Genomic DNA, 22,629 nt, shown 5'->3' with positions numbered 1-22,629 from the left:
CTATTTAATGTACGCTTCGTAAATCGAAGAGTCCAATAATTTAATTTTTAACAGAACTTCATTAATTTTGGCGGCACTTTCATTTGTAAGAACATAATGGTCAATCAGCCAAAAATAATTGTTCAGCATCTTTGGAACGAGTATTTTTGCATTACAGGCAGGATCTTTAAACTCGTTTTCCATAGCATAAATGTTTTTTCGAAGCTGACCTGCTTCCTGTGAATTGAGTTCCCTTTTTACGTTGAAAACTCCGTTCAAGGTTCCGTAAACCGGAATCCAGTAAAGCTGCTCTTTTTTTTCAAAGCCTTTTTCACGTGTCTGTGTAATCAGACATTTGATGAGTTCCGAATCCAGAAAATCAAGTTCAATGAATTCAGGCGCCTTAAAAAATGCTTCGCGGAACAAAACCTTTCCAACCCTGTCGTCCCCGCAAAGTGAATAACAGTCTGCAAGTTCAGCAAGAACCGATGCCAGGTTAGGGTGAGTGTTGTTCGCCTCTGTAAGACAGTTTCTAGCGTTTTCAAAATCCCCAAGCTTTTTATAGCAGATGCCGGCTTTTCTGTAGATGTCTGCCCGCTGGAAAGAATCTTTTATTCCGTCAACTATTTTCAAAAAGTGAAAAAGCGCTGTAGAAAAAAATCCCTTCTGAACGGCAAATAAAACCGGTTCGTAAACAAAGGTCTCGTGGGATATGAAATTCTGAAATGCCCGCCATTCAGAAAGAATGTTTTCGCTCTGAACGTATGAATCTTCTGTGTCCTCAAGTCTCTTAATCGCATCAATCCAGAAGATACAGCACTTGTTGGCATAGGCAACCTCTTTTGATTCAATATCAATTTCAAAGAGATTACTGATAACCTTTTGTGCCTGCTCAGGCTGCCCGTCTTCAAAAAGCTGAATGACTTTCTTCAGGCCGGCTTTTGTTTCTGTCTCCATAATCCTATTATTTTAATTTTATCTGAGAATAAATTTTTAATCAACTACAAAAAAGTGAAAAAGGGGATAAAGTTTATACAGCACAATTGATTATGTGTCAAGGATAATTTTTTGTTAAGCTGATATTTTATACAGTTTTTACTGCAGCCTCTAAAACTTGGGTAAAATATGGAAAAAGACAGGGAAAAAGTATAAAATCTGTGGTAAATGAAAACTCCTGTATTGGCGCCGTCTCTGCTTTCGGCCGATTTTAGCAGCCTGGAAAGGGCAATTAAGCAGATTGAAGATAATAATGGTTCTGTAGTTCATATCGATGTTATGGACGGAGATTTCGTTCCTGAAATTACATACGGTCAGCCGGTTGTCCGCTCAATCCGTAAGCTTACAAAACTTCCTTTTGACGTTCATCTGATGACCTGGCATCCTGAAAAGCAGGTAAAGACCTTTGCCGAAGCTGGCGCTGACTGGATTACCTTCCACCTTGAAGCCTGCGTTCACGCCCACAGAATTATCCAGCAGATTCACGAGCTTGGAAAAAAAGCCGGCGTTTCGATAGTGCCGTCTACACCGATTTCTTCAATAAAGGAAATCCTTGAATGTGCCGATATTATATTAGTGATGACCGTAAATCCGGGATACGGCGGTCAGAAACTTATCCCATCTTGTTTAAAAAAGGTGAGTGAGCTTAAAAAATTAAGGGAAGAAAACAATTATAACTATCTGATTTCTGTGGACGGGGGAGTGAATAACGACACCCTTCAGTCTGTGATTGACGCAGGCGCAGATGTGATTGTTTCAGGCTCTTCGTTTTTTAATGGCTCTCTAAATTGGAAGGCTTAAAGAATGAAAAATAGAATCGCAGTAATTGCACTTTTGGGATTGTCTTTATTTTCAAGTTCAGCGCTTTTTTGCGCCGTCAGCTCAAGCGGCAGCGGAACTGCTGCTTTTGTAGAAGGCTGCAAGGCTTATTCCGAAGGTGACTGGATGACTGCGGTTTTTATGCTAAAAAAAGCCGTTGCTTATCCTGAAAACTGCAATGCCGATTCCTATTTCATGCTGATTTCTTCGGAAATTAATGCGGGACAGGATAAGACAGCCCTTGATGACTGCGATTTCTATCTTGAAAACTATAAAAAATCCGTTTATTACCCCCGCGTTCAGTTTTACAAGGGTAAGCTTCTTTTTAATCTTAACGAATACGATAAATCAATCATAACTTTAAGTGATTTCTGCCACCAGAATGAAAAGAGCGATTTATATCCTCTTGCCTTGTTCTACATTGGTGAATCACTTTATGCAGGCTACCGTTACGACGAAGCCCGCCCTATTTACGAGCGGGTAGTTGAAGATTATCCTGCCTGCGCAAAAAAGCCTGAAGCTCAGTTTAAGCTTGATTCAATCATTCAGCGCCAGCGGGAAGAAAAACTTCTCTATCTTTTAAAACAGACCGGCGAAGAATATCTTTCTGCAAAGGAAGATTATGAACGCCAGCTGAGAATGTACAATCTTGAAGCCGTTGACCAGACCCGCCAGAAGCTTAGCGAAGCCCAGCAGGAAAATGCCAACCTCCAGCGCCAGGTTCGTGACCTTGAAGGCCAGATTCAGATGATGAAGGATTCAAAGGCTTATTCCGGCTCATCATATAATTCTGTTTCCTATAAAGACGGAGTTGATGTTCCAAGCGCCGAACCTTTCAATGAAACCCGAGACCAGGTTCGTCTGCTTCGTAAAAAAGCAATTGACGTTCAGAGGCTTCTTTCTGAGCAGAGCCAGATCTCTGAGCCTGATGAAGCTGCAGACGCTGTTGATGCTGTTAGCATTAATGAATTTGATGAAGAAGAGTAGGGATTATGATGAAGTTTGTTAAAATATTTGGAATAGCGCTTTTATTATCTCTTTTTGCTTCATGTAAAAGTACAGATGTCGAAGCTCCTGAGTCAGAAAAGACTGAAACTGAAGTTTCCGGCGAAAGCGAAAGCCAAAATCAGCAGTCAGAGGAAAAGCCTTCAAAAAAGGATTCTGGTAAATGGTCTGAAACTTCTGGAAAAGCCCAGTCAATCAGTGAGGGAATTGTCCTTCTTCGCTATAAAAAAAGAGTGGGAAGCTTTAATATTGCCCTTCATAACCGGGCTGATAAACTCATTCCTGTTTTTTCATCTGCAAACGAGTTTACTTCAAGCGCCTTCTTCCTCAAATCAAACAATAAAATCATCAAGCTCATTAATGATGGAAATGTAAAATCAGAATATTCGATGAGCGATAAGGGACTTCGCATCACTTATTCAGTTCCTGATACTGCAGATGTTGTCGTTGAATTTATGATTTTCCCTTCTGAAGAAAAGGGACATTCTGATATGGTAAAGGTAACTGCATCTGTTACAAACCGTACCACAAGACGCCGTGAACTGGGACTTAAAGCCGTTCTTGATACAATTCTTGGCGAAACTGACAATTATCATTTCTATACCCGCGAAGATGTTCCTGTAAAGAATGAAGTTCTTTATAAGACCATGGAAAATGAAAAGTGGATTGTAAGCCGCAATATCAATGCTGCAATGCAGATTTTCTTCTATGGTTCGGACTGTACTGCTCCGGAATGCGTTGCTCTTGGAAATTATTCTACCTTTGATAAAAACGAATGGATACCTAATATGTACAGCTACCGCCAGTTTGATTCGGTTTTTGCCTATAATAACTCGGCTGTAGAAGTTGTATGGCCGACTTTTAAGCTTAATCCTAACGAAAGCGGAAAATGTATTTTCTACATGGCCTTTGCCACCGATTCAGACAAGCCTCATGGAGATAAATATCTTTACCCTCACGAAGAAGAGGAAGTTGAAGAAGTTGTCTTAAATGACAGTCATAAATCTTACTCGGCAGATGAAGCTTATCCAGTTCGAGAGGAAAATCAGTCCAGAGTTCTGCCACAGGTTCAGACTCAGCCGAAAGAAGAAGAGAAGTCTGATTCTCAGATGAATGCCCAGCAGAAAAAGAAGGCTGTAACTGCAAAAAGACGTCTTAAGCTTGATGAAAGTAAATTATCAGCCCATCAGCTTACTCCGGAGTATGTTCAGAACCTTTTGGACCGCATTATTGCCCTTGAAGAGGATGATGCAAGCTTAAATCGTGCAGAAATTTTCCAACTTAACGCAGAACTAGATGCAATTTTAGAGGTTTTAGGTTTATAATATCTGAGTTATGCGTCAGGATACTCTTACAGTTGCATGGAAGTATATGAGCCGCCGTCGTTTTTCAACGGCAATAAAACTTTTGGAAGACAAGGCGGACACCTATCAGGAACATTTTGATTACTATTTAAAGCTTGGAATTGCCTGCCTTTACATTGGTGATATCGGGGCTGCTTCATCATATTTTCAGCATGCAAGACGCTTAAAAATGACAGATTCAAACCTGCTTTTGGGGCAGGCTGCAATCTTCCTTCGCCGCGGTGAAACAGACCGCGCCCTTCAGTATTATCTTGAAATCAAGGAAAACGATCCTCAGAATAAAACCGCCGGTGAGGCAATTGAATTTGTCCGCACTCACGGCGATTATGATACAATCTGCCGCTGGGTAGATACCGGCCGCATCGAACAGTTTTATCCTCCGCTTGGAGTGAATACAGACAGAGTGTGGGGAATCCTGCTTCCTGTCGCTGCCTGCATTCTGGGATCTGCTCTCTTTTTTGTGCTCTTTCCGGGGCGAAAACCTTACGTTCCTTCCCGCGCAGATTTGGGTGCCCTTGAGCTTTCTGATGAAGAGAAAAAAGATGCCAGGGAAAGTGATTTATCAGGTCAGACTTATCAGTTTATTCTGTCTGACAAGGAAATTTCAAAAACCTATACTGCTGCAATTCAGTATTTTAACGAGCACCGCGACAATGCCTCTCAAATAGAAGTAAACCGTCTTTCAAATTCAAATGCTTCTGCTGCAATCAAGCAGAAGGCGCATGTCCTTTCAACTTATTTTGAAATTCCGGATTTTGATACAATCAAGGATGTTCCGGATTTTGCTTCGGTAAAGGAAAATCCTTCTCTTTATGATGACTGCTGGGTAAGCTGGGGCGGAAAGGTTTCAAATGCCAATACTTATGAAGACGGCTCTTATTCCTGCGATTTTATCATCGGTGATGAGCAGCTTCGCCACTATGAAGGAACTGTTCTTGTCCGCTTTGAAGTTGTTCCTAATGTAGAAAGCGACCAGTATGTTAAGGTTCTCGGACAGCTTGAGGTTAATGGATCAAATGTTACTGTAAAGGGACGTTCTCTTTATCAGACTGTAAGAAAGCTGTAAACCTACTTGTCTTAATACTTGTAAACTTACTCAAAATCTAGTAAATTTGTAAAAAATTTCTTGTAAATTTTTGTCAAAATATGAATGTCGAAGCCATATTATATACAGGGAGGAAGGTGGCTAAATGTCAGTAAATACAAATACTCCGATGGATAACGCGGAGAAAATGAAGGCTCTGGAGGCGGCTCGTCTTCAGATTGAAAAGCAGTTCGGACAGGGCGCAATCATGAAACTTGGCGACAAGGCTAATGCTTCTGGTATTGATGTTGTTCCGTCTGGTTCCATTCTTCTTGATGAGGCTTTGGGAATCGGCGGTTACCCTCGCGGACGAATCATCGAAATGTATGGTCCTGAAAGTTCGGGAAAAACAACTCTTGCCCTGCACGCAATTGCGGAGGCTCAGAAACTTGGCGGTGTTGCAGCCTTTGTTGATGCAGAACACGCTCTGGACCCTGTTTATGCAAAAAATCTCGGTGTAAATATTGATGAACTCTGGGTTTCTCAGCCTGATACAGGTGAGCAGGCCCTTGAAATTACAGAAAACCTCGTGCGCTCTGGTGCAGTTGACGTAATTGTTGTTGACTCTGTTGCAGCCCTTACACCGGAAAAGGAAATTGAAGGTGAGATGGGTGACGCTGTTATGGGTATGCAGGCCCGCCTTATGAGCCAGGCTCTGCGTAAGCTTACAGCAATCATCGGAAAGTCAAACTGTATCGTAATCTTTATCAACCAGATTCGTATGAAGATTGGCGTTATGTTCGGTAACCCTGAAACTACAACTGGTGGACAGGCCCTGAAGTTCTATTCATCAGTTCGTCTGGAAATCCGCCGTGTTGAAACAATTGACGGAAAAGGTGATGATGATGCAATCGGAAACCGCGTTCGCGTAAAGGTTGTTAAGAATAAGGTTGCACCTCCTTTCAGAAAGTGTGAACTTGATATTTACTTCGGTAAGGGTATCAACGCTACTGCTTCTCTTTTGGATTCTGCTGTTAAACACGGAATCGTTGATAAGCGTGGTGCCTGGTACACAATGGGTGAAGAAAAAATCGGTCAGGGTAAGGAAAATTCTGTTGCCTTTATCGAACAGCATCCAGAAATTGCCGCTCAGATTGAAGAAAAAATCCGCGCTGAAGTTTTCCCGGGACAGGTTCTTAAAAATAAGGACGGCACTCCGGTAAATGCAGAAAAGTCTAAAAAGCCTGCAAAGAAGGCAGAAGCTGCACCTGCTCCTTCGGCACAGGAAGGATTATTCTAAAATGACTCGTGTTTTACTTGGACTTGGATCAAACAAATCTTTCGCTGGAAAAACTCCGCTTGAACTCTTAGGCGGGGCAGAGAAACGTTTGTCTAAAGTCCTTGTAAACGCAAAATTTTCTTCTGTTTACAGAACCCGCGCTATGTATGTTGAAGATCAGGATGATTTTTATAACATGACAGCCGTTGGTTTTGTGCCGGACGATACAAGTCCTGAAAGTCTTTTAAAGACAACACAGAAAATCGAAGCGGAATTCGGCCGTGACCGTTCAAAGGAAATCCGCTTTGGTCCCCGCTCGCTTGATATTGATATTGAACTTTTTGGTAACGCAAAAATAGATACTCCAGATCTCCAGATTCCGCATCCGCGTGTAAAAGAACGTGCTTTTGTGCTCGTTCCAGCTATTGAGATTTTGGACCAATCTTCCGATAAATCAATAAGGGATGAATTTATTTCATCTCCGGCTCTCCAGAATACAGCTGATATTGAAAAACTGGGGAAGCTGGATGATTTATTTGGGGAAATGAATAAAAATCAGGCGGTGCGGAATGGAAGAAAATCAAAGAAATGCTGATGTAGCGGTAGCTGTAAAGGAAAAACGTGAGTACAGGGCAGGAGAGTTTGAAGGTCCTCTTGATTTGCTCTGGGCTCTTATCCGCGAAAGTAAGGTAAACATTTACGACATTCCGATTGCGCAGATTACCGACCAGTATCTTGAATATCTTGATTACGCCGTTCAGACAGATTTAGGCGACCTTTCCGAATTCTATAGCTGGGCTGCAAAACTTATTTACATGAAAAGCCGCATGCTGCTTCCTGTTGAAGTTGCCTACGACGATGAAGATGAAGAAGACCCTCGCGCAGAACTTGTAGAAAAACTTATTGAATATCAGAAGTTTAAGAAGCTCACTTCCCTTATGGAAGAGCAGGAAGATGATTCTGAATGGAATTTTGAGCGTAAAAAGATTCAGCGAGTCCTTCCTTTTGATGATTCTGATGCAATGTGGGAAGAAGTTGATACATGGGAGCTTTTGCAGAAGCTTCAGTCCATGTTCAAATCGGTAATGCGTCAGTATTCAAACGAAAAAATCCTCAATATGTACGAGGAAATTTCGGTAAACGAAAAAATTACCCTGATGAACGAGCTTCTTGAAGACAAAAAAGAATGCCTTTTTACAGATTTAATTACCCGTCCGGGAAATCCTATGGACGTAATCTGTGCCTTCATGGCAATTCTTGAAGCTGTAAAATTTAAAATGATAACCATCTTCCAAAACCGCCATTTTGGTGATATAAAAATATGCGCCCGCGAAGACAATGCAGGATATGTACCTACGGAAGAAGAGTTGACTACAAATTAGCCGATAATCGAAAATCCGTTAAAAAAAAACGTTGCTGAGCAACGTTTTTTTAGGATTATCGTTAAAACGGCTCAGAGGCAAGCTGTGCTTGCCGACTTTTTATTAAGGTAAAAGATATGGATTTTTGTAAAGAAACCGCATTAATCGAAACTATTTTATTCCTGGAAAGCGAACCGGTCGCACCCAAAGTGCTTGCCCAGAAGGCCCAGCTTTCCGACGAAGTAACCGAAAAATGCCTTGAAATTTTAAAAGAGCGCCTTTCTGCCGAAGAAAGCGGTCTTGAACTTTCTATGATTACAGGCGGCTACTGCCTGACACCAAAAAAAGAATACTGGGATGTTCTTAAAGAACAGTACGGCTCAAAGCGCGACGGAAAACTTTCTAAATCCGCAATGGAAACTCTTTCCATCATTGCCTACTCACAGCCTATTACCCGCGCAGAAATCGAGCAGATTCGCGGCGTCGGCGTAGACAACATGATCCGTCTGCTTGTAGAACGCAATCTTATTAAGGAAGTGGGCAAAAAAGAAGTTGCAGGCCGTCCGACACTTTTCGGAACCACAAAAGAGTTCTTAAAGCTCTTCCGCCTCAACTCAATTTCAGAACTTCCAAAACTCGACGAAGACGAACAGGAGAGATTCGAACTTGCCCGCTAACGATTTTCTCAAAAATAAGAATAAAACTGCCGTTAAGGCAAATAAAGATGATGTGCGCAGCGGCTTGAAGACAGAGCACGCACAGGAAGAGCCTCTCCGCCTTCAGGTTTTTTTAGCACATTCAGGCGTGGCAAGCCGCCGCGCAAGCGAACAGATAATTCTTGACGGCCGCGTAAGCGTAAACGGCACTGTCATTACGGAGTTAGGCACAAAAGTCACCTCAAAAGATGAAGTTTTCGTAGACGGAAAAAAAATCAGCCTGGAAGAAAAAAAACGCTATGTCCTTTTGAATAAGCCTGCAGGTTTTGTATGCTCCCTTTCAGATGAAAAGGGCCGTTCTGTTGCCGCAGATTTGCTTTCCGAAAAATACAGCGAACGCCTCTACAATGTAGGCCGCCTTGATATGTACAGTAAGGGCGCAATCCTTTTTACAAACGACGGAGATTTTGCCGCAAAGCTTTCTCACCCTTCAAGTCAGATTGAAAAAGAGTATATCGTAGAAACAAGCCAGGACGTAAGTGAAGAAACAGCAAAACTTTTAGAGCACGGTGTCCGCGTAGACAACGTTTTTTATAAATGTAAATCCTGTAAGGTTTTAAAAGCCCGCAAAATCAAAATCATTTTGATTGAAGGTAAAAACCGCGAAATCAGACGAATGCTCGAAAGCCAGAATATCGGTACAAAATCCCTTGTGCGTGTGCGCATAGGCTGCGTCAACCTGGACGATTTACGACCAGGCGAGTGTAGAGATTTAACGAAAGAAGAAATAAAAGGTTTATTAGGTGAGAGGTGTTAGGATAATAGCAGGCGTTGCGGGCGGCGTTTGAGCCCGCAGAAGGGGTAGGACGCAACGAAGTGCGGCCGCAGGGGAAGGCTTTCCCCTCTTTCTGAAATCTGGAACCTAAGACCTATAACCTGATTATTGGAGGAAAAATAATGATTATTGCCATCGACGGACCAGCCGGAACTGGAAAATCTACAATTGCGAACATTATTGCAGACAAATTAAAGATTACATTTTTGAATTCAGGCGGATTTTACCGCACCCTTACAATGGCCCTTCTGGATGCCGGAATTGACATCACAAACGAAGCTGCCGTTCTGGATTTCTGCAAAAAACAGACGATTGAATACACAAAAGAAAGTCATTTTATTTTGAACGGCAAGGACGTTACAGCTCATCTTCATGATGACCGCGTAACTGCAAATACTTCGCAGGTAAGTTCAATCGTAGAGGTTCGCCACCTTGTAAACGACCTTATGAGAATGATTACCGCAAGCCTCAGCATTGTCTGCGAAGGCCGCGATATGACAACTGTTGTATTCCCTAACGCCGAATACAAAATCTACCTTGATGCCAGCGCCGAAGTTCGCGCAAAACGCCGCTTTGATCAGGGTGTAAGCGACATGACGCTGGAAGAGATAAAAGAGTCTATTATCAAACGCGATGAAATGGATAAAAACAAGAAAGAAGGTTCTCTAAAAATTGCAGAAGATGCTATTTATATAGATACATCTGACTTGACCATAGATAAGGTTTGTGAAATAATACTAAATAAAATTTCTTAAAAAAGGGTTTACTATGGACGAAATGGAAGTGGAAATGGAAGGAACTCAGAACTCCAAGAGCGAATTCCAGGCACAATTAGAGGAATCCCTCAAAAATTTTGATGCACCTCAGGCAGGTCAGCTTGTAGAAGGTACAGTAATTCAGGTTACAAGCGATTATGTTTACGTTGATGTAGGTGACAAATCAGAGGGCTTAATCCCTGCAGAGGAGTTCGCAGATGATCTGCCGAAAATCGGGGATACTGTTCAGGCTTTGTTGATTGGACACAACAATAACGGTCCTGTTTTATCAAAGAAAAAAGCTGATTCAAAGCGCTATTTGAAAGACATTCAGCAGGCTTGGAAAGATAAGACTCCTGTTGACGGAACAATTTCAAAAGTTGTTAAGAGCGGTTATGAGGTTAATCTTGGTATTGACCGTGCTGCATTTCTGCCAATCAGTCAGGCTGATGCAGAAAAGGTTGAAAAACCTGAATCATTGCTCGGATTGAAATCTAAGTTCTATATTGAGCGCCTTTACACAGATAATAAATTGAATCCAGTAGTAAATCGCCGTAAATATCTTGAAGAACAGATTGATGAAAAGCGCGATGCTTTCTTCAATTCAGTTAATATCGGTGATACTGTAAAGGGAACTGTAAAATCATTTACAAGTTTCGGTGCATTCATCGACCTTGGCGGATTCGACGGTCTTCTCCATATCAATGATATGAGCTGGGGACACGTAGCTCGCCCTAAGGACTTTGTAAAGAAAGGTCAGGAAATTGAACTTAAAGTTATCCGTCTTGACCCTGCAGAAAAGAGAATCAACCTTTCTCTTAAACACTTTGCAGAAGATCCATGGATTCACTTTGAAGAAAAATATCACGTTAATGACATCGTAAAAGGTAAGGTTACAAAACTTACTGAATTTGGTGCATTCGTTGAACTTGAAGAAGGAATTGAAGGTCTTGTTCATATTTCTGAGTTCTCTTGGACAAAGAAAATCAACAAACCTGGTGATATGGTAACTGTTGGTCAGGAAGTAGAAGCAATGATTCTTGGATATGATATCCAGGCTGGTCGTGTTTCACTTGGCTTTAAACAGGCTACAGAAAATCCTTGGGATTCAATCGGTGAAAAATTCCCTGTTGGAACTAAGGTAAACGGAAAAGTTGTAAAACTTACAGCTGCCGGAGCTTTCATCTCTATTGATGAAGGAATCGACGCATTCCTCCACGCAGATGACATTTCTTGGACAAAGAAAGTTAAACACCCTGGAAGCGAACTTACAGTAGGACAGGATGTTGAAGCTGTTGTTATCGAATGTGATCCAGAGGCTCACCGCATTAAGGTTGGTCTTAAACAGGTTACAGATAACCCTTGGAAGGCATTTGCTGATGAATACCAGGTTGGTTCGACACTCGAAGGAGAAATCACTTCTATCACAGACTTTGGTGTATTCGTAAAAGCTCCAAACGGAATTGAAGGTCTTGTAAACAAAGCTAACCTTAGCGATGACAAAGACGTTCCATTCGAAGAAGCAGTTGCTAAATACAAAGTTGGTGACAAAATCAACGTATTCGTAGTTGACGTAAACACTGATAAAGAAAAGGTTGCATTCTCTGTTCGCGAGTACAAGAGAAAGCAGCAGCGTGATGAAATTTCTCAGTATATGGATTCTGAAAGCAAAGACGACGGAGCATATACTCTTGGAGATATGATCAACTCAAAAAAATAAATCTATAGCGGTTAATAAACTCTTTTAGATTTTAGCTTTGATAAAACGCATTGCATGTTTTCCGCATCAATGCGTTTTTATTTTGATGCTTTGATGGACGAAAAAATGGATGAAGTAAAAAAAATAATCCCTCATCTTTGCGAAAATAACGCTTCTGTTCTCTTATATGGTGAAAAGGGAACAGGAAAAAGTTATATCGCTTCCAGCGTTCATCAGAAAAAGGGCGGAAACGCCCAGAACTTTTTTGAAATCAACTGCAAGAGCTTCAGCACTTTAAAAAATGCCGAGGTTCTTGACGGGGCAAAGGTCTGGTTTTTAGGCGGCCAGAACAACTATGCGACACTTTTCTTAAACTGCGTGAACAAAATGTCCTTAGATTTGCAGCAGCCTGTAGACGCTTTTTTGAGCGAATGCGCAAGGCTGGGAAGAAATCTTAAGGTTATCAGTTCTACAGAAGAAAATATTGAATCTATGATTGCCAGCGGTGATTTTCTTGAATCACTTTTTTACAAAATTAATTCTGTTGTAATTAATGTGCAGCCGCTTCGTCAGCGTAAAGATGAGATCCCGGTCCTTCTGGAATTTTATCGTAAACTTTACTGTAAGCAGACAGGTTTTAATTACACTGCTTTCAGTCAGTCTGCAGTAAACCTTTTGCAGGATTATTTTTTTGCGGGCAATATAGACGAGCTTAAAAATCTTGTGCAGCATGCCTTTATAGTAGGGGAGCCTCCTTTACTTAAGGCTTCTGACTTTATGCTTGCGGGTGCGCCTGCGTCATCACCTTCTGACCTTTCGCTTCCGGATAAGTCTTTAAAGACCGCCCTTGATTCATTCAAAAAAGAGTACGTTACTCAGATTCTTGAAGAGAACGGCTGGAACCAGACAAAAACAGCCCGAATACTAGGAATTCAACGTACTTATGTGATAAGATTAATAAACGAATTACATATACAAAAAAAATAAGACCGGATTTACCGGGAAAAAAATTGAGGTTAAAAAAATGGCAGAAATCGAAGTAAAACCAACTGCAAGTTCTAAGGCAGCGAATTTTCTGGAAAAAAATAAGAAGGGGCTGGTTACTGTTCTTGTAGCCGCTGTTGTAATTCTTGTTGCTTACATTATTTTTGTAAGCGTAAGTTCAAGTTTTAATGCAAAGAATCTTCAGAAAATTGATGAGATTTCTTATGCACTTACAAATGGTTCTGCAGGCCTTTCTGATGATGAACTTGCAGGACGCCGTACAAAGGCTCTGGAAGACCTTGCTTCTTTTGTAAAGAATAGTGGTGTAAGTGGTGTTCGCGCTAATCTTCTTGCTGCTGATATCGCTTATCAGGCTGGAAACAAGGAAGATGCAGTAGCATACTGGAAGGCAGCTGCAAAGGCTGGTAAAAAAGCTTACACAGCTCCAATTGCTTATTTCAACATTGCTTCTGCTTATGAAGATTTGGACAAACTTGACGACGCTGCTGCAAACTACAAGCTTGCTGCAGACAATAAGGATTTTGTAATGCGTTCACATGCTGCATTCAACTATGGCCGCGTACTTGAAGCTCAGGGTAAATATGCAGAAGCTGTAGAAGCATACACAAAACTTAATGATGAACTTCCTGATGATACTTTTGCAAAGCTTGCAAAAACTCGTATCATTCAGTTGAAGCTTGAAGGTAAAGCTGAGTAACTAAAAGCAGTTTGAACTGTTAATAAATCATATGAAAGCACGCATAAAACGTACATTAAATATCACTCTTTCTTGTATGTTTGTTGCGTGCTTTGTTATTTTAAATCCTTCATGCGGACTGGATGAATATTATGTATTGAATGGGCCTTCTTCCATTTTTTGTCCGGTTTATTCAGAAAGCAACCCTTTGACCTTCCCGAACAAATATGTCGAATTTACTACAAATCCCAGTGACAGCTCAGAAGGTTCTTTTAGCGTTGACGGCACGGATGTTTATTATAAGATTTATTCAAATTATTCAACCTGTGCTTCTGAATACAGCGCCCTGAATGTTCTTGCAAATAATGCTTCTACAAAGGCAAGTTCCGCTTCATCACTTATAAACTCATATAAATTTCAGAAATTAAAGAATAATTCTTCTTCTGATGATACTTTTGTAAATCATGACGGTTCTGCTGTCAGGGTAAAAATCCGCCTTACTCAATATCTTCAAGAACAGGATAAAGAGGAATACAGGGCTTTTATAAAATTTAATGAAGGCAAAGTCGGTGTGCCGGTTAGATATTATGGTTCACGATATTTTGATTTTGTGCGATATACAAACTATTACTCTGCGCCTCTTCCGCGTTCTACTTATTATGAGGACGACGTAAGTACAAATACATCTGTTACTAAAGAGAATTGCTGGTATGTGACTTTATATGCCTTTACAAAAGGGCATGATTCAAGTTTTACAACTTATTACAGCCCTATTTGTCATCTTGGCACTCTTTGTATAGTTGATAATACCTACGAAAACTAACTGTTTAATCCTTATCCAAAATACTTAATCAGTCTGTCTGTGCAGAAATCAAAGAGCCAGTCCGGTAAAATTCGTTTTAAGAATACAAAGGAATGAGAATATTTTCCTGTTCTGTAGCGGCTTTTTGGATTTCTGGCTTTGATTGCCTTGTAGATTGCCTTTGAAATTACAGAAGGATTTGAAACTTTTGCATTTTCATTATAGTTTCGCTTGTAAAAATCAGAATAGAGAAGGGCATTGTCCTTGTAGGCTGTGCTTCCGGAATTCTTTTCAATTACATTGCCGGCAATAACGCCCCAGTTTGTTTTAATAAGGCCAGGTTCAATAATTGCAACCTTAATTCCAAAGGATTTTACTTCATTTCGCAAAGAATCGCTCAGGGCTTCTACAGAATATTTTGCGGCATGGTACCAGCCCAGAAAAGGACTTGAGAATAAGCCTGCCATAGAAGAAATGTTTATGATTAATCCGCTTTTCTGTTCCCTCATTGAAGGAAGGCAGAGCTGGGTAATTCTTATCAGACCAAAAACGTTTACTTCAAACTGACGTTTTGCTTCTTCAATTGATGTGTCTTCAAGAGAGCCGCCTGTAGCATAGCCGGCATTGTTAATCAGAATGTCAACATGACCTTCTGCCTTAAGAACCGAATCAACGCATGATTTGATGGATGCATCATCGTTTAAGTCAAGGAATACAGTGTGTCCTCCATCTTCCTTCAGGCTTTCCATCAGTTCGGTTCTTCGCGCTGCGCAGTATACAGTGTACCCATCTTTCAAAAGCATCTTCGCTGTTGTCAGTCCAATCCCTGAAGATGCGCCTGTGATTAATACGACTTTCTTTGACATTCTATTTTGACCTTAATATTTTTTTGTTATAATAATTTTATACGCATAATAAAAAAAATGCTACCTTTTGAAAGTAAGAAAAACTTCAGTAAAGCTTCCAATGCATTTAATATTACCCCTCATCTGTGTTATAATTGAAATATGAAAAAAATTTGTGCAGTTATAAGCCTTCTGGCTTTCTTTAGTGTTCATGCTTTTTGTGATGATGTAAGGCCTGCTCTAAGTCAGGAAAAAGTTTTTAATCTTTCGCCGGTTCTTGATCCTATTCTTTTTGGAAGCGGCGCTGCCTTTGCAGGAACTATTTTTGTTTTAGATAACTTTTGCAAGCTGAATCATGATGAATATAACGGAAACCTGGAAGATAAAAGTTCTGTTCCGGCATTTGACCAGCTTTTTATGAATAAATATTCAAAAGGACTGGATGTAACCTGTGATATCGTGCGAACTGCCATGCTTCTGGCTCCTGTTCCGCTTTTTGCCTTTACTACTCAAAAATCCGAGTGGTTTACGCTTGCGACTATGTACGGCGAAACTCTTTTGTGGACCTGGGGAACTACAGACCTTATAAAAAACTGTGTCCTTCGTACCCGACCTTATATGTATTATGATGGAACTCCTGATGAAGACCTTAAAAACGGCGACTGGAAAAAATCATTTCCATCTGGACATACTTCAATTACATTTGCATCTGCGGCTTTTACAAGCTATGTATTCTGGCAATATTATCCGGAATCTGGCTGGCGCTGGGGTGTAACAGGCATAAGCTTTGGTCTTGCAACTACTGTGGCAGCCCTTCGTATGGCTGGCGGCTGTCATTATTTTACAGACGTATTAACTGGAGCTGTGATTGGTTCGGCATACGGATTTTTAATCCCTTGGATTCATACCCTGCTGCCTTCTTCAAGAAAAACTTCTGCTAATAAAGTTGAAAAGACTCGCGGACTTGAAATGAACCTTGCGCCTGGAGCCCTTGTGTTCACAATCAGAAAATAGAAAGATTATAAAAAAAATAAATTAGAGGAAAAAAACTATGGCATTTGACATTATGAAACTGCAGAACGGAAGTGACGTTCGTGGTGTTGCGCTTGAAGGCGTTGAAGGGGAAAACGTAAACCTTACAAATCCGATTGCTGTAAAAATCGGATGCGCCTTTGTGGAATGGCTTTCTAAAAAAACTGGAAAGGCTGCCGGTGATTTGAAAATTGGTGTCGGCAGGGATTCCCGGGTATCCGGTCCTGCGCTTTTAAATGCGCTTGCATGCGGTATCGTTCACGCCGGAGCCAAGGTTGTAAACTGCAATATGGCAACGACCCCTGCAATGTTCATGTCAATTGTCTTTGACCAGACAAAATTTGACGGCTCTGCAATGATTACTGCAAGCCATCTTCCTTTCAATAGAAACGGAATTAAGTTCTTTAATGCAGACGGCGGTCTTGAGCATGAAGATATTACTGATGTCCTTAAAATTGCTTCAAAAATGGAAGATAAAGCCGCTTCTGACCTGCTTGCGGGCGGATTTAAGGCTGACGCTGAATGTGATTTGATTTCCATTTACGCCGAATACCTTAAAAACAAGATTAAAGAGGGAATTAGTGATGGAGAAAAGCCTCTTTCTAAGCTTCACATTGTTGTAGACAGCGGAAACGGTGCCTCGGGATTCTTTGTAGATAAGATTCTTGCTCCTTTAGGCGCCGACGTAAGCGGAAGCCAGTTCCTTGAACCTGACGGAAACTTTCCAAATCATATTCCAAACCCGGAAAACAAACAGGCAATGGAAGCAATTCGCAGCGCCGTTTTGAAGAACAAGGCAGACCTGGGACTTATTTTCGATACCGACGTAGACCGAATGAGTGCCGTTTTGAGTGACGGAAGCGAAGTTAACCGCGATTCAATCATCGCCATGATTTCTGCAATCCTTGCTCCGGAATATCCTGGAAGTACAATCATTACAGACAGCGTTACTTCTGACCGCCTTACTTACTTTCTGGAAGAAGTTCTTGGCCTTAAGCACCTCTGCTATATGAGAGGCTACAAAAACGTTATCAACAAGCAGAAGGAGCTCAATGCTGCCGGAACTGTTGCGCCACTTGCCATGGAAACAAGCGGTCACGGTGCGCTGAAAGATAACTTCTTCCTTGATGACGGTGCCTTCCTTGCCGTAAAACTTGTTATTGCCCTTGCAAAGGCAGCTAAAGAAGGTAAAAAACTGGACAGTCTTATAGAAAAACTTCCTCCTCTTGTAGAAGAAGGGGAGTTCCGCTTTAAGATTTCCGGCGATGACTTTAAGGAATACGGAAATAAAGTTTTGCAAGAGTTCAAATCTCGTGCCGCTGCTGCAGGCTACACAATGCCTCAGTCTTACGAAGGTGTTCGTCTTTCATTCAAATCTGAAGAAGTTCAGGGCTGGATTTTGCTCCGCCTCAGTCTTCATGATCCTGTAATGCCTTTGAACATTGAAGGCGGACGCAAAGGCGACCTTGCCAAGCTTGTGGAAATTGCCCGCAAGCTTACAGACGGATTTGACCGCCTGGACCGCAGCAGCTTAATGTAAAATTTTTCATAAATCTAACAATTTGAATTTGACTTCTGCCATGATGTCGAATAAAATTGAAATAATAATATAACCCTATCAGGAGGCCAATAATGGCAAAAGTAGAGCTTAAAGGTATTGGTAAAATCTATGACGGCGGAGTTCACGCTGTAACAAATTCCAATATCACAATTGAAGACAAGGAATTCTGCGTATTCGTAGGTCCTTCAGGATGCGGTAAGTCAACAACTCTCCGTATGATCGCTGGTTTGGAAGACATTTCCGAAGGTAAATTGTATATCGATGGCGTTGAGATGAACGACGTTCCTCCAAAAGACCGTGATATCGCAATGGTATTCCAGAACTACGCTCTTTATCCACATATGACAGTATATGACAACATGGCTTTCGGTCTTAAAATCCGCAAGATGGATAAGGCAGAAATCGACCGCCGTGTTCGTGATGCTGCAAAACAGCTCGACCTTGAACAGTATCTTGAAAGAAAACCAAAGGCACTTTCTGGTGGACAGCGCCAGCGTGTTGCTGTAGGACGTGCTATCGTTCGTAACCCTAAAGTATTCTTGTTCGATGAACCACTTTCTAACCTGGATGCAAAACTTCGTGTAACAATGCGTTCTGAGTTGGCTGCTCTTCACAACAGACTTCAGGCTACAATGATTTACGTAACTCACGACCAGATTGAAGCTATGACTCTTGGTACAAAAATCGTTGTAATGAAAGACGGTTTCATCCAGCAGATTGGTGCACCATTGTACTTGTACAACAACCCAATCAACAAGTTCGTAGCAGGATTCATCGGAACTCCTCCAATGAACTTCTTGACTGTAAAAGTTCTTGAAAAGAACGGTGCAATCGTTTGTGATGAAGGTTCATTTGAAATTAACCCAACAGCTGAACAGGCTAAGTCTCTTAAAGCTTATGTTGGAAAAGAAGTTTCATTCGGTATCCGCCCAGAAGACTTGACTTATGTTGACAAGCCAGCTGCAAAAGATGATATGCAGATGAAGATTGTTAACAAAGAACCTCTTGGTGCTGAAACACACCTTTACCTTGTATCAAACAAAGGTCAGCAGATTATTGCTAAAACAACTGCAAATGCAGAATTCCGCCTTGGCGATTCTGTAAACGTTGTTCCTAACATGGAAAAAGCAAAATTCTTCTCACTTGATGAAGGTGAAAAGAATATTTGTGATGTAATCGAAAAGAAATGGTAATTAATGCCTGTCTTTTTGACTAAAACATAATAATCTGTTAAAACAGAAGCATCGTACCTTCGGGTGCGGTGCTTTTTTTTTATTTTAGGAGGAAAAAAAATGAAAAAAATTGTTGCGCTGGCAGCGGCTCTTATGTTTACTGCTGCAGCCTGGACTCAGGTTTTAAGCGAGCCTGGAGTAAAAAATACCCTTTCGGTAAGTTTCGGAAATTCTTATTTTAATAATGACAGCGAATATGATGCTGCTGGATTGCGTTTCTTCGGCTTTGTAGATACAGTTCAGGCTCGTATTGATGTTGCAAAGTGTACGGTTGATGCAATGCTCAACTGGGGCGCTCTTACAAATATTGCTGCTAATAAATTTACAGATGATTTTTATTTTGCAAATACTACAATAACTCCTTTCTGGTATACAAACCACTATCAGAATGGTTCCTGGTGGACTAATGGTGAGGCAGAATCTTATTACGTAAACTTTATCTATCACCCGCATAAATACTGGGATTTAGGAATGGGAACCCGCCTTGAATGGAAGGTTGGACCTGCACCAACATTTAACGGCAATCTCTGGGAGCCTTTCTGTCATATCGTTCAGGGTGGTCTTAAAGACGCAAAGCCTGGTGATGCTGATGTTGCCGGTTATACTTATTATGCAAATTCTTATACTTCTTATTACAATGGTGGTCCAAGAGATGAATTGAAAAAAGCATCTCTTGCAGCCCGCTTCCACTACAAGGACTTTATTGAAGTTGGTGCCGCAATTCCAAGCGGAGTAACAACAGACAAGCCTTTATTCAATGCCGGCGCAAAAATTCATCCGGTTGATTTCCTTACAATTGCCGCTGCAGTTGACGGTGTTTTCCGTTCAACAGGAAATATTTACACTGGCGTAACAGTCGGCTTCAAGCCATTTATTTTTGATGCTTATCTTGGAATTGATTATAAAGAGAGCAATAAAGAAAACGGCGGCCGCTGGGGAACAGGCGCTGCCCTTACATTCAACTTCAGCAAAATCAACCTTATGTTAAAACCTGAAGCAGGCTTTACTTTCTACACCTATGCTGATTACACAATGGCCTTCTACACAGGAATCAGAATTAACTGGCAGTTTGCAGAAAAATTCGCCTTTGGCGGCTGGTCTTCAATTGCCTTTGGTTCAAAAGACAGCAAGTGGGAAGATGATCCTGTAAAGAAAGATTACTGGGGAGGAAGCATTCTTGATATCCGCCCTGACTTTACCTGGACTTTGGATAAAAATAATTCCTTTACAGCCTTCCTTGACTTCCAGTACCGCGACAACTACGCTCACGAAAAACTTAATACCTGGGCAACAGGACTTTACTGGACCTGCAAGAGTTCTAAATAGTCATTTTTTCCATAATCTGATATATTCGGGTTATGGAAAAAAAATCTGTCGTATTATATAAAAATCAAGCCGCCGTCATTGAAGATCGTGACGGCGATAAATATCTTGTGCGCTATCTGGTTTCTGCAGCCACTCCAACCGGCAAAAAAGCCGTTTACGGTGAGCAGAAAGTGCGCGAAAAAGACATAATCCTTTTACATAATAATCCATGTTCTTCTCTGGAAAATATTCTTGCGGCTGACGGGGAAAAGTTTACTTCAATGTTGCATGAAGCCTGGGAACTTTTGCAGAGTGATGATTCTACTGCCTTTGAACCCTTATCTTTTTCTGATCTTGCAGATTTAGCTTGCAGCGGCATTAAAACTGATGAAATCTGGGCTTTTTACAAAGTTCTGGCCTCTTCTTCTGAGTTTTTACTTAATCAGAATGAAATCAAAAACGGAAATCTGATTTTTACACCTCGTTCTCAGACAGAAATTGATGCCCTTAATCAGAAAAATTACGAAAAAGAACACGAAGCTGAAATAAGGGAAGCATTTATTGCCCGCCTTAAGCAGAAAAAACTCAATCTTCCTGAAGATGCAAAATTTATGGGGGAAGTTGAAGCTTTTGCCCTCTGTAAAACTGAAAAATCTAAAGTTATGCAGGAAGCAGGCTTTTCTCAGACGATAGAAAAGGCTCATAAACTTTTGATAGACACAGGAATCTGGGATTATACAAAAAATCCACATCCTTCACGTTTTGGTTTTTCTTTTTCTTCTGCCAGCGAGCAGCTTGGCCCAATGCCTGAAGAAGAAAGAGTTGAAGTGCCGGGAATTTCCTATGCAATAGACAGTGAGCATTCGAATGACCCTGATGATGCAGTAGCCTGGGACGGCCAGTATCTTTGGGTTCATATTGCAGATCCTGCAAGTTCTGTGCTTCCTGATTCAAAAATCGATATTGCGGCAAGGGGCAGGGGAACAACCCTTTATATTCCTGAAGGGGCTTCCCGAATGCTTTGCGAAAGTGCCCTTGAAGATTATGCTCTTGGCTTAAAAGAAGATTCGCGTGCCCTTTCTTTCAGGTTAAAGCTTACTGATGACTGTCAGATTGATGAATGTACAGTTCTTAAAACAAAAATTACAGTTCACCGCATGACTTATAAAGAAGCTGAAGATAAAAAAGAGTCTCCTGAATTAAAGCCTCTTTTTGAAATTGCAAGAAAAAATAAGGCCCGCCGCGAAGAAAATCATGCCGTAACAATTCAGATGCCGGAAGTTGATATTACAGTTGATAAGGAAACAAAGAAAGTTACCGTAGCCCCGGACGAAAAATACGAAAGTAACGGAATGATTGCAGAACTTATGGTTCTTGCAGGTGAGGGTGCTGCAAAGTTTGCATTTAAAAATCAGATTCCTTTTCCTTTTGTTAGTCAGGAAGCGCCGGAATTTCCTGATAAAATCCCTGACGGTCTTGCCGGCGATTTTGCAAAAATCAAGTGCATGCGAAAGCGCAGCGTAGGAATTACTCCTGCTCCACATGCGGGGCTTGGGCTTTCTTTTTATTCGCAGGTTACTTCACCTCTCCGCCGCTATGGAGATTTGATTGCCCACCAGCAGCTCCGCGCTTTTATTGACGGCCGCCGCCTTATGCCAAAGGATGAAATGCTTGAAAAAGTTGCCGCCGGCGATGCCGCTTCTATTGCCGCTAAAAAGGCAAGCCGAAAAAGTGATACCCACTGGAAGCTTGTTTATCTTTTGCAGAATCCTGAATTGACTTTTGAAGGCGTTTGTATCGATATTAGAGGAAATGAAGCCTTGTTTCTGATTCCTTTAATTGATATGCAGGCTACTATAAAGGGAATCACTGATATAGAACTTAATGATAAGCGCACTTTAAAGATGAAAAAAGTTGATATACCGGAATTATCTGCAGATTTTGAAGTTGTATAAAGACGAAAATGTCATTGCTGGATGTGTTCCGGCAATAATTAAAATAACAAATATTTCTTAAAAATATTTGAAAAATAAATAACTCAAGTGTTGACACTTTTTTATAAAGAATATATATTAATTTTCACCGTCGCACAGCACCGCTGAGCGACACTTCTAAAAAGGTTTTTGACAGAACAGGGAAGGAAATAACTAACTGTATAGTTCAAGTTTTATATGTTTTGTATCATTAAAAACATACCCGCGAATCTCAGTTCTTGAGGTTCGATTGTAAATCAATTCAGCAGATAAGAAAAAGCTTGATTGAACTTTAATTCATTGGTAATCAATACCCTTCGGGGTTTTGAAATAATCATGGAGAGTTTGATCCTGGCTCAGAACGAACGCTGGCGGCGCGTCTTAAGCATGCAAGTCGAGCGTGATTGGTTAGCTTGCTAATCATGA

Annotated in this window: 19 protein-coding genes, 1 rRNA gene and 1 pseudogene; 19 read left to right on the top strand and 2 right to left on the bottom strand. The window is 41.1% G+C overall.

What is annotated here, in order from left to right:
* Positions 1-936: a tetratricopeptide repeat protein gene (locus T530_RS0112090; RefSeq protein WP_027729234.1), complete on the bottom strand. Its 936-nt coding sequence runs from the start codon at positions 934-936 to the stop codon at positions 1-3.
* 207 nt (positions 937-1,143) lie between these two features.
* Here T530_RS0112090 and rpe point away from each other — a divergent pair, with 207 nt between their 5' ends.
* From rpe to T530_RS0112020, 13 genes and pseudogenes are all read left to right on the top strand, one after another.
* The gene (rpe, locus tag T530_RS0112085) at positions 1,144-1,776 is read left to right on the top strand and encodes a ribulose-phosphate 3-epimerase (protein ID WP_027729233.1); all 633 of its coding nucleotides are present in this window, start codon (positions 1,144-1,146) and stop codon (positions 1,774-1,776) included.
* A 3-nt stretch (positions 1,777-1,779) separates the two neighbouring features.
* Entirely contained in the window at positions 1,780-2,781 is a 1,002-nt protein-coding gene (locus T530_RS0112080; protein ID WP_027729232.1) for a tol-pal system YbgF family protein, read from the top strand.
* Between the two features lie 5 nt (positions 2,782-2,786).
* Positions 2,787-4,124, top strand: a complete 1,338-nt coding sequence (locus tag T530_RS0112075; RefSeq protein WP_027729231.1) for a hypothetical protein — start codon at positions 2,787-2,789, stop codon at positions 4,122-4,124.
* A 10-nt stretch (positions 4,125-4,134) separates the two neighbouring features.
* Complete coding sequence (locus tag T530_RS14370; RefSeq protein WP_051537981.1) at positions 4,135-5,229, top strand: lipopolysaccharide assembly protein LapB; 1,095 nt, start codon at positions 4,135-4,137, stop codon at positions 5,227-5,229.
* 124 nt (positions 5,230-5,353) lie between these two features.
* Positions 5,354-6,487 carry a recombinase RecA gene (gene recA, locus T530_RS0112065; RefSeq protein WP_027729230.1) on the top strand — a complete coding sequence of 378 codons (1,134 nt, stop codon included), beginning with the start codon at positions 5,354-5,356 and terminating at the stop codon, positions 6,485-6,487.
* Between the two features lies 1 nt (position 6,488).
* The gene (gene folK / locus T530_RS0112060; RefSeq protein ID WP_027729229.1) at positions 6,489-7,061 is read left to right on the top strand and encodes a 2-amino-4-hydroxy-6-hydroxymethyldihydropteridine diphosphokinase; all 573 of its coding nucleotides are present in this window, start codon (positions 6,489-6,491) and stop codon (positions 7,059-7,061) included.
* Entirely contained in the window at positions 7,036-7,848 is an 813-nt protein-coding gene (locus T530_RS0112055) for a ScpA family protein (RefSeq protein WP_027729228.1), read from the top strand. The genes folK and T530_RS0112055 overlap by 26 nt, the downstream gene beginning before the upstream one ends.
* A gap of 116 nt (positions 7,849-7,964) precedes the next feature.
* Positions 7,965-8,504 (top strand): SMC-Scp complex subunit ScpB, encoded by a 540-nt coding sequence (gene scpB / locus T530_RS0112050; RefSeq protein ID WP_027729227.1) that lies wholly within the window; start codon positions 7,965-7,967, stop codon positions 8,502-8,504.
* A gap of 52 nt (positions 8,505-8,556) precedes the next feature.
* Positions 8,557-9,300, top strand: a complete 744-nt coding sequence (locus tag T530_RS0112045) for a pseudouridine synthase (protein WP_156011660.1) — start codon at positions 8,557-8,559, stop codon at positions 9,298-9,300.
* A gap of 140 nt (positions 9,301-9,440) precedes the next feature.
* Positions 9,441-11,793: pseudogene (rpsA, locus tag T530_RS0112035) on the top strand (30S ribosomal protein S1).
* A gap of 54 nt (positions 11,794-11,847) precedes the next feature.
* Positions 11,848-12,759: a sigma 54-interacting transcriptional regulator gene (locus T530_RS0112030; protein ID WP_027729223.1), complete on the top strand. Its 912-nt coding sequence runs from the start codon at positions 11,848-11,850 to the stop codon at positions 12,757-12,759.
* Positions 12,760-12,796: 37 nt separating this feature from the next.
* Positions 12,797-13,474, top strand: coding sequence for a tetratricopeptide repeat protein (locus T530_RS14910; protein WP_051537980.1), 678 nt, complete (start codon positions 12,797-12,799; stop codon positions 13,472-13,474).
* Positions 13,475-13,505: 31 nt separating this feature from the next.
* Positions 13,506-14,276, top strand: a complete 771-nt coding sequence (locus T530_RS0112020) for a hypothetical protein (protein WP_027729222.1) — start codon at positions 13,506-13,508, stop codon at positions 14,274-14,276.
* Positions 14,277-14,287: 11 nt separating this feature from the next.
* Here the strand turns inward: T530_RS0112020 and T530_RS0112015 are convergent, their stop codons facing one another.
* A complete protein-coding gene (locus tag T530_RS0112015) occupies positions 14,288-15,121 on the bottom strand; it encodes an oxidoreductase (protein ID WP_027729221.1) in 834 nt (277 codons plus the stop codon).
* A gap of 141 nt (positions 15,122-15,262) precedes the next feature.
* Between T530_RS0112015 and T530_RS14905 the strand changes: the two genes are divergently transcribed.
* The 6 genes from T530_RS14905 to T530_RS0111985 form a co-directional block, all read left to right on the top strand.
* Complete coding sequence (locus T530_RS14905) at positions 15,263-16,114, top strand: phosphatase PAP2 family protein (protein ID WP_051537979.1); 852 nt, start codon at positions 15,263-15,265, stop codon at positions 16,112-16,114.
* Positions 16,115-16,151: 37 nt separating this feature from the next.
* Complete coding sequence (locus T530_RS0112005) at positions 16,152-17,672, top strand: phosphoglucomutase (RefSeq protein ID WP_027729220.1); 1,521 nt, start codon at positions 16,152-16,154, stop codon at positions 17,670-17,672.
* 92 nt (positions 17,673-17,764) lie between these two features.
* Positions 17,765-18,886 (top strand): ABC transporter ATP-binding protein, encoded by a 1,122-nt coding sequence (locus T530_RS0112000; protein WP_009104877.1) that lies wholly within the window; start codon positions 17,765-17,767, stop codon positions 18,884-18,886.
* 99 nt (positions 18,887-18,985) lie between these two features.
* Positions 18,986-20,251 carry a hypothetical protein gene (locus T530_RS0111995; protein ID WP_027729219.1) on the top strand — a complete coding sequence of 422 codons (1,266 nt, stop codon included), beginning with the start codon at positions 18,986-18,988 and terminating at the stop codon, positions 20,249-20,251.
* A 32-nt stretch (positions 20,252-20,283) separates the two neighbouring features.
* Positions 20,284-22,185: an RNB domain-containing ribonuclease gene (locus tag T530_RS0111990; RefSeq protein WP_027729218.1), complete on the top strand. Its 1,902-nt coding sequence runs from the start codon at positions 20,284-20,286 to the stop codon at positions 22,183-22,185.
* A gap of 351 nt (positions 22,186-22,536) precedes the next feature.
* Positions 22,537-22,629, top strand: a 16S ribosomal RNA gene (locus T530_RS0111985); the annotation flags it as partial.

This window comes from Treponema sp. C6A8 (assembly GCF_000619925.1).
Lineage (GTDB): Bacteria > Spirochaetota > Spirochaetia > Treponematales > Treponemataceae > Treponema_D.
The sequence above is the reverse complement of the archived record's forward strand: the minus strand, read 5'-3'. Positions and strand labels throughout refer to the sequence as shown.

Bases quoted from the DNA above. Each gene is read 5' to 3' on its own strand.
- recA (WP_027729230.1), top strand. From the start codon at position 5,354: ATGTCAGTAAATACAAATACTCCGATGGATAACGCGGAGAAAATGAAG.
- rpe (WP_027729233.1), top strand. From the start codon at position 1,144: ATGAAAACTCCTGTATTGGCGCCGTCTCTGCTTTCGGCCGATTTTAGC.
- T530_RS14370 (WP_051537981.1), top strand. From the start codon at position 4,135: ATGCGTCAGGATACTCTTACAGTTGCATGGAAGTATATGAGCCGCCGT.
- T530_RS0112055 (WP_027729228.1), top strand. From the start codon at position 7,036: ATGGAAGAAAATCAAAGAAATGCTGATGTAGCGGTAGCTGTAAAGGAA.
- folK (WP_027729229.1), top strand. From the start codon at position 6,489: ATGACTCGTGTTTTACTTGGACTTGGATCAAACAAATCTTTCGCTGGA.
- T530_RS14905 (WP_051537979.1), top strand. From the start codon at position 15,263: ATGAAAAAAATTTGTGCAGTTATAAGCCTTCTGGCTTTCTTTAGTGTT.
- T530_RS0112090 (WP_027729234.1), bottom strand. From the start codon at position 936: ATGGAGACAGAAACAAAAGCCGGCCTGAAGAAAGTCATTCAGCTTTTT.
- T530_RS0111990 (WP_027729218.1), top strand. From the start codon at position 20,284: ATGGAAAAAAAATCTGTCGTATTATATAAAAATCAAGCCGCCGTCATT.
- T530_RS0112015 (WP_027729221.1), bottom strand. From the start codon at position 15,121: ATGTCAAAGAAAGTCGTATTAATCACAGGCGCATCTTCAGGGATTGGA.
- T530_RS0112075 (WP_027729231.1), top strand. From the start codon at position 2,787: ATGATGAAGTTTGTTAAAATATTTGGAATAGCGCTTTTATTATCTCTT.
- scpB (WP_027729227.1), top strand. From the start codon at position 7,965: ATGGATTTTTGTAAAGAAACCGCATTAATCGAAACTATTTTATTCCTG.
- T530_RS0112030 (WP_027729223.1), top strand. From the start codon at position 11,848: ATGTTTTCCGCATCAATGCGTTTTTATTTTGATGCTTTGATGGACGAA.
- T530_RS14910 (WP_051537980.1), top strand. From the start codon at position 12,797: ATGGCAGAAATCGAAGTAAAACCAACTGCAAGTTCTAAGGCAGCGAAT.
- T530_RS0112005 (WP_027729220.1), top strand. From the start codon at position 16,152: ATGGCATTTGACATTATGAAACTGCAGAACGGAAGTGACGTTCGTGGT.
- T530_RS0112080 (WP_027729232.1), top strand. From the start codon at position 1,780: ATGAAAAATAGAATCGCAGTAATTGCACTTTTGGGATTGTCTTTATTT.
- T530_RS0112020 (WP_027729222.1), top strand. From the start codon at position 13,506: ATGAAAGCACGCATAAAACGTACATTAAATATCACTCTTTCTTGTATG.
- T530_RS0111995 (WP_027729219.1), top strand. From the start codon at position 18,986: ATGAAAAAAATTGTTGCGCTGGCAGCGGCTCTTATGTTTACTGCTGCA.
- T530_RS0112000 (WP_009104877.1), top strand. From the start codon at position 17,765: ATGGCAAAAGTAGAGCTTAAAGGTATTGGTAAAATCTATGACGGCGGA.